Annotated in this window: 1 protein-coding gene and 2 pseudogenes; 2 read left to right on the top strand and 1 reads right to left on the bottom strand. The window is 63.5% G+C overall.

Annotation, left to right across the window (positions count from 1 at the left end; translation table 11 throughout):
* Nucleotides 1–5550 (bottom strand): annotated as a pseudogene (locus HT737_RS27225) (amino acid adenylation domain-containing protein); the annotation flags it as partial.
* 490 nt (nucleotides 5551–6040) lie between these two features.
* Here HT737_RS27225 and HT737_RS27220 point away from each other — a divergent pair.
* Together HT737_RS27220 and HT737_RS27215 are read left to right on the top strand one after the other, a co-directional pair.
* Nucleotides 6041–6835, top strand: coding sequence for a helix-turn-helix transcriptional regulator (locus HT737_RS27220; protein ID WP_041067206.1), 795 nt, complete (start codon nucleotides 6041–6043; stop codon nucleotides 6833–6835).
* A gap of 88 nt (nucleotides 6836–6923) precedes the next feature.
* Nucleotides 6924–7404 (top strand): annotated as a pseudogene (locus HT737_RS27215) (TolC family protein); the annotation flags it as partial.

Genomic DNA, 7404 nt, shown 5'->3' with positions numbered 1-7404 from the left:
CACCGGCATGTCCGGTTCCAGCGTCCAGCCCCGTGCTGTCCACGGTGGTTTCGGTCGGGGCCATAAAACGTTGTGCAACCGCACCCACGGCAGGCGATCGCGCACCTGACGCGCCAGCGCTGCACTGAGTTCGCCGCCACCGTTGAGCACATCGGTCAGGCTGGTGCACTGCTCGACACCGTCCTGCTCGATGAACTGCTGCAACAGCGCTGGGACGAATTTGACTACGGTGACCTGCTGCTCACGAATGGTCTGCACCACATACGCCGAATCGCGGTTGCCGTCCGGTCGCGCCAGTACCAGACGCATCCCGGAACACAACGGCCAGAAGATCTCCCACACCGAACTATCGAAGCTGAAGGGTGCCTTTTGCAGCAGTGCGCCGTGTTCGGTTGGCGGACTGAGCTGCGAACCCCAATGCACCATGTTGCAGGCGCTGCGATGCTCGATCATCACGCCCTTCGGCAGCCCGGTAGAACCCGAGGTGTAGATCATGTAAGCGAGGTTCGAAGCACTCAGACCCGGCAGTTGAAGGTTGCCTGACGGCTGCTGCTCCCAACTGCCGTAATCCAGATTGATCATCGTCACACCCGGCTCGCCGAGCAATTGCCGCGTGGCGCCATGCACCACCAGTGCGACCGGCGCGCTGTCCTGCAACATGTAGTTCAGGCGCTCCAGCGGATAGTCCGGGTCCAGCGGCACATAGGCGCCGCCAGCCTTGAGAATCCCCAGCAGACCGATCACCAGATCCAGCCCGCGCTCGACACAGATCGCTACGCGCGAGTCCGGTTGAACGCCGAGTTCACGCAGGTGATGGGCCAGGCGATTGGCGCGCTGATTGAGCTCGAGGTAAGTCAGGGTTCCCTGCGCGGATTGCAGCGCGATGGCGTCTGGCTTACGCCGCACCTGTGCTTCGAACAACGCGTGCAGTGGCTGGTCCAGCGGACAATCGACTTCGGTGGCGTTGAACGTGATCAGCAAACGTTGCAACTCCTCGGCTTGCAGGATCGGCAAGCGGTTCAACAGTTGTTGCGGAGTCTGCTCCAAGGCCTGTACCAGGCCGCTCAACGCGGTTTGCATGTAGCCGCAAATCCGTTGCGCGCCGATCTGCGCCACGGCCCTGCCGGTGAGGCGCAAGCCGTTGCCGTAATCATCCACGCTCATGGTCAGCGGGTAATTGGTGCGCTCCTCGTTGGCCAGGGTTTCGATGCCTTGCCAGGCCTGACTGGACGGCTCCAGCAATTCAGATTCGTCACTGTGCCGGTAGTTGAGCAGCGCGCTGAACAACGGTGACGGCGAGGCGACGCCGCTGCAGCGCTGAGCCAGTGCCAGCGACGCGTGCTCATGACCGAGCAGCGCGGTCAGTCGCGCATGGGTGGCGCGCACGGCGTCCAGCACCCCGGCATCAACGTCGATGCGCAGCGGCAAGCTGTTGATGAACACGCCCAAGGCCCGGTCGGCGCCCTCACCGCCTTGCATGCGTCCCATCAGCACCGTGCCGAACACCACACGCCGCTGGCCGGACGTCGCCGCCAGCACCCGCGCCCACGCCAGATGAATCAGGCTCGCCACGCTGACCCCGGCCTGGCGTGCCTGGGTGCTCAGACGCTGATAGACGTCAGTCGGCAGCGCCTGCTGCGCTTCGTCGATGCCGCGTCCGTCGCCCTGCACTTCCTGCAGCCCGAATGGCAGGGTCGGCTCGTCGATGTCCGCCAGTTGCGCTCGGAAAAACGCCTCGTGTTCCTGCTCGCTGACGCCCAGCCGCGCCTGCGCCACGTAATTGCGATACGGCACTGGCGGCGCCAGCGCCACAGTGTGTCCGCACAGGCTGGCCTGCATTTCGCTGCGCATCACTTCAAGAGCGATGTGATCCATCGCCAAATGATGGAACAGCAGAATCCCCACCACCCGATCCAGCGCCGGATCACGCGCATACACCAGGCGCATCAGCGGCGCCTGGCTGACGTCAAGACGATAACGCCGGGCATTGAAGAGCGCGTGCAACTGCTCGATGACCGGGCCGTCAGCCGGATCCAGTTCGACCTCCTGCAACGGCACAATCGCCTCGCGCCACACCACTTGCACCGGGGTCGTCAGGCCTTCCCAGAGCACCGAAGTGCGCAGAATGTCATGGCGCGCCATGACCTCGCGCAGCGCCGCAGCGAAGGCCTCGACGCGTTCAAGACTGTCAAACGCCAGTTGCGATTGCAGCAGGTACGGATCGCCCTGCTCAGCGGTGATGTGGTGGTAGAGAATGCCTTCCTGCAGCGGTGCCAGCGGATAGATGTCCTGCACATTGGCGGCGCCACCCGGAACGCTGGCGACGATCCGCTCGATGTCCATCTGCTGCAGTTGTACCAGCGGCAACATCGCCGGCGTGATGTGCGTGCAATCGGCAGCGATGCGGTTGGCCGGGACTTCGATTTCCCGACCGCTGCCGACCGAAGCGGCCAGTGCAGCGAGCGTCGGCTGGCTGAACAGCACGCGCACGTCGCTGCTCAGATCGAGCTGACGCATGCGTTCGATCAGCATCACCGCCAGCAACGAATGCCCACCCAGCTCGAAGAAGTGATCGTGACGCCCGACCCGCTCCACTTGCAGGACTTCGGCCCAGATCTGCGCCAGGGCGATTTCGACCTCGCCTCGCGGTGCCTCGTATTCGCGGCGAATCAAATCCTCTGCCCCGGGCGCGGGCAGCGCTTTGCGATCAACCTTGCCGTTGGCGGTCAGCGGCAGCGCCGGCAGACGTACGTAGGCGTTCGGCAGCATGGCGCTGCTCAGGCGGGTTTTCAGGTGTGCGTGCAGTTCATTGATGTTCAACGGCACCCGCTCGGTGAACCAGGCCAACAATTGTCCGTCGCGCACCAGCACCACCGCTTCGCGCACCGCTGGATGGCTGGTGAGTGCGCTTTCGATTTCCCCCGGTTCGATCCGGATGCCACGGATTTTCACCTGATCATCGTTGCGCCCCAGATACTCCAGATTGCCGTCGGCGCGCCAGCGTGCGAGATCGCCAGTGCGATACAGGCGCCCCCCCGGCTCAGCGCTGAACGGATCACGCAGGAAGCGCTCGGCGCTCAGCTCTGCGCGGTTCAAATAACCGCGAGCCACGCCGGCCCCGCCGATGTACAACTCGCCGCTCACGCCCAGCGGCACCGGTTGCTGCTGTTCATCCAGCAGATACACCGTGGCATTGCTCACCGGTTTGCCGATGTGCAGCGCCTGCCCGGCGTCGATACGACCCGAGGTCGCCACCACGGTGGCTTCGGTCGGCCCGTAGTTGTTGATCACTTCGAAGGATTGTTGACGCGGGAACTGGCGCAGGCGATCGCCACCGATCAGCAGCGTGCGCAACGTCGGGTGAGCGAGTTGGCGGCTGAACGCGTATTCGGCGATGGGGGTCGGCAAAAAGCTCACCTCCAGCGGCTGCGCACACCACCAGTCGAGCAGCGCATCGATGTCTTCGCCACCCTCGCTGACCGGCGCCAGATGCAGGGTCGCGCCCACGCACAGCGCCGGCCAGACTTCCCAGGCCATCGCGTCGAAACCGAAGCCGGCCAGGCTCGAGGTATGGCTGCCGGCGCGCAGGTCGAAAACGTCAGCGTGCCAATCGACCAGATTGCACAGGGTGCGATGCTCGACCATCACCCCCTTGGGCAGGCCGGTTGAACCAGAGGTGTAAATCACATAAGCGAGGTTGGCCGGGGTCAGCCCCGGCACCTTCGGCGCGCCGGCATGTTCGACGGGCCAGGTCGGCTGATCCAGCTCGATCACCGGCACCGACAGCGCCGGCAAATGCCCGCGCAGCGCACGCTGGGTCAGCACCGCGATGGGCGCGCTGTCCTCCAGCAGATAGCTCAGGCGCTCGGCCGGATGCGCCGGATCCAGCGGTACATAAGCGGCGCCAGCCTTGAGAATCGCCAGCAGCCCGACCAGTGTGTCGAGCCCGCGCCGGGCGATGATCGCCACCCGGTCATCCGGGCGCACACCGAGGTCGAGCAGATGATGAGCGAGCGCATTCGCACGTTGATTGAGTTCGGCATAGCTCAGGCATTGCCCTTGCTCAACCGCCGCCAGTGCCTGCGGCCGCAGCATCGCCTGCGCTTCGATACGCTGCGCAAGGGTGGACGGCGCCGGGTAGTTCACCCGCGTGGCATTCCACTGTTGCAGCAGCGCGGTTTCCTCGGGCGTGCTCAGGTCAAAATCCGCCACCGGCAGGTTCACCGCCTCCAGCCCCTGCTCCAGAATCAACAACCAGCGTTCCGCCAGGGCCTTGACTTGATCGGCGCTGAAATATGCCTCGCTGTAGATCAGGTACAGGCGCGCATCGTCGTTGGCAAGACTGCTCAGCAGGTGCACCGCCAGCGGTGTGGCCTCCTCGACGTTCGAGGCCTTGATGATCCGCCCCGATGCCTCGCCGTAGCGATAATCGTGAGTGCCCTGTTCGTAGGAAACCGTGACCTCGAACAGCTGCGAGCGCTCTTCGCGCAGTATACCCAGGGCGCGGTTCATTTCACTCACGGGGAAGCGCTGATGGCGGAAATCCTTGCGCAGCTCATTACGGATCGCGCCCACCAGTTCAGCGAAGGTAGATTCGCGACCGAACCCCATGCGCACCGCGCTGACCTGGGCGAACAGCCCGAGGGTGGATTTGAAGCGCGCGCCGGAGCGGTTGAGAATCGGCAACCCCACCACCCATTCGTCACGCTGCGTGCTGCGACTGAAGTAGACATGCAGCGCCGCCAGCAGCACATGGAACGCCGAGGCACCGTACGCCCGAGCCACCTGCTTCATGCGCTCGTGCAGCAGCGTCGGCAAGGGCTGTGTGTAGACCTGCGTCTGCGCGGCGGGGCCGGTCTGGCGCTGCGGGTGCCGCGGCAGCAACAGCGGTTCGGGCATTTGTCGGTACTTGTCCAGCCAGTAGGCGCGATCCTGCGCATAACGCGGCGACGCTTGGTAGCGCGCATTGTCTTCGATGAAGTCGATGTACGACGGCGCCGCGACTGGTGCCGGTTGGCCGTGCGCCAGCGCGTTATAGATCTCGTCCAGCGACTTGAACATTTCGCCAAAGCTCCAGCCATCGAAGATCAAGTGATGAGCCTGCACGGCTAACCAATGTCGCTGGTCATCGAGGTGGATCAACTGAAAGCGGAACAGGTAGCCGCCGTCCAGCACGAAGGGTTGATCGATGCGCGCCTGAACCAATCGCCGCGCCGCCGACTCAGGCTCGCCGTGCGTCGACACATCGTGGATCGGCATCGGCACTGCGACTGACCGGGCAAACTGCTGCAGCGGCAAGCCTGTTGCACCGGCGCCGGGCAACAGCACCGTGCGCATTGCGTCATGCCGGGCCACCAGCGCTTCCAGCGCGGCCTGCATCCGGGCCGGCTCCAGCGGGCCACTGAGGTCCATGTAGCCGCCGATGTTGTACAGCGGCGAATCACCGCGACTCAGCTGATCCAGCCAGATATCCAGCTGCGCAGCGGTCAGCGGATACGTCTGGAGCGATGCGGACGGCGTGGCCACCGCAGGGGCGGAAATAGGCGGCATAAGATCCTTCTCAGGTGATTTTGCGCCTATTCAAGCATCGGCCCCGAGGCCGACATGACACCTGAAACCCGGACAACCTCGTCCCCCCTGCCGGCCAGCCAACGCTTGAACAGCCTGATTGGGTGGGAACCCACTAAAAGTTCGGAGAGGAAATACTGAAATTCTTGTAGGAAAAATGCCACAACGCTGACGCCGCCATCGACCAGCGCAGTCAGCACATGAAAACGTAACTGCCCCGGTTTTCAAGCCTTTGCCGTGACCGAACAGTCACGCAAAGCGCGACCTCTGTACCAGGCACCGTCAGAAGCCCGGCGCCAACTTTCAGAAATGATGGCACTTTGTGTCCCTGTTTTCCCCCTACAGACGTAGGACAAATCCATAGGCTTAAATCCCGCCCCAGATCAGTTTCAAGGAGAGACGATTGCGTGGGCGGCTTTTGCATCAACAGCGGACGACTCGGTGATGACTCGGAACCAGGGATGACAAGGATATGAATCTGACCGGCAGCATTCGCAACATGGAAAACCCGCACTTCTACTGGCAACTGGGGGAACTGATTGCCAGCACCGGCGATGATCATTTCGCCAATAACCTGTTCCAGTTGGTCGACACTCTGGTGCCGGTCAATCGCGTCGATCTCAGCGAGTGGACGCTGGACGAGCGTCAGGCCAGCGTGGTCGAGATCAAGGCGCTGGGCAGTGCCGGCCTGCCACAGACCTTTCCGCCGCCAGACCCGTTGACGAGTCCGGACGATCATCCGTTGTTGCAGAAGATGATCGAGATGAATGATTCCCTGCTGATTCAACTCAAAGCCTCACTCCAGCCCCGCCATCCGCAGCACAGCGTGCACCAATGCAATCTGGTGTCGCGCACCTCCAACCGCCGTTGTGTCATCTCGTTCTACCGACCGCATACGCAACGGGTGTTTTCCCTGCCGGAGCTGTCGTTTCTCAAAAGCCTGTCCGACACCCTGTTGCCGCTGATTGAACGGCACGCGCAACTCAGTCGACAGATCGTCGCCAAACAACCGCGCCTGCCCCTGGCCGATCTGGAGCAGGCGCCGTTGCAGCAGGTGTTCGACGAGCGCCTGGCGCTGGGCGCCATTGTCCTCTCGGCCCGGGAAAAGGAAGTCTGCCTCGGGCTGCTGACCGGCGGCACCGTGCCGCAACTGGCCGAGCAGCTACGGGTCAAGAGCAGTTCGGTCGAGACCTACCTCAAGCGTGCCACCGCCAAACTGGGCGTCAGCGGACGGCATGGCCTGGCGCGCTGGATGGCGGGGGCATAACGGCGAAGTCAGGCTTCAACGGTGTTCGCGAGGGGTGTGGAGACTGAGTCCCCCGGCACGTATTTTTTCTGCATGAGAGCGTTCGATGTTGCGCATGTCCCTGCTGTCCCTCGCCGTCCTGTTGGCCGGTTGTTCGTTGATTCCCGAGTACCAGCGCCCTGCCTCACCAAGCGCGGCGCAGTACCCGCAAGGTGCGGTTTACCCGACACAAACACCCGCCGCAGCGCGCACTGAAGACTGGCGCACGCTGTTCAACGACCCGGCGCTGCAACAGCTGATTGAAAGCGCACTGCTGAACAATCGTGACCTGCGCGTGGCGGCGCTGAACGTCGAGGCGTTCCAGGCGCAGTACCGGATCCAGCGCGCCGATCTGCTGCCGGCGGTGTCGGCCAATGCCAGCGAGTCGCGCCAGCGCCTGCCGCCCAGCGTGACCCGCAGCAAAGCCATGATCAATTCGACCTATGCGGCGAATCTCGCGTCAGTGCCTATGAGCTGGATTTTTTCGGCCGGGTGCGCAGCCTCAGCGAGCAGGCGCTGCAGACCTGGCTGGCGACCGAGCAGGCGCGGCG

The organism is Pseudomonas sp. MD195_PC81_125 (genome assembly GCF_014060985.1).
GTDB classification, from domain to species: domain Bacteria; phylum Pseudomonadota; class Gammaproteobacteria; order Pseudomonadales; family Pseudomonadaceae; genus Aquipseudomonas; species Aquipseudomonas parakoreensis.
The sequence above is the reverse complement of the archived record's forward strand: the minus strand, read 5'-3'. Positions and strand labels throughout refer to the sequence as shown.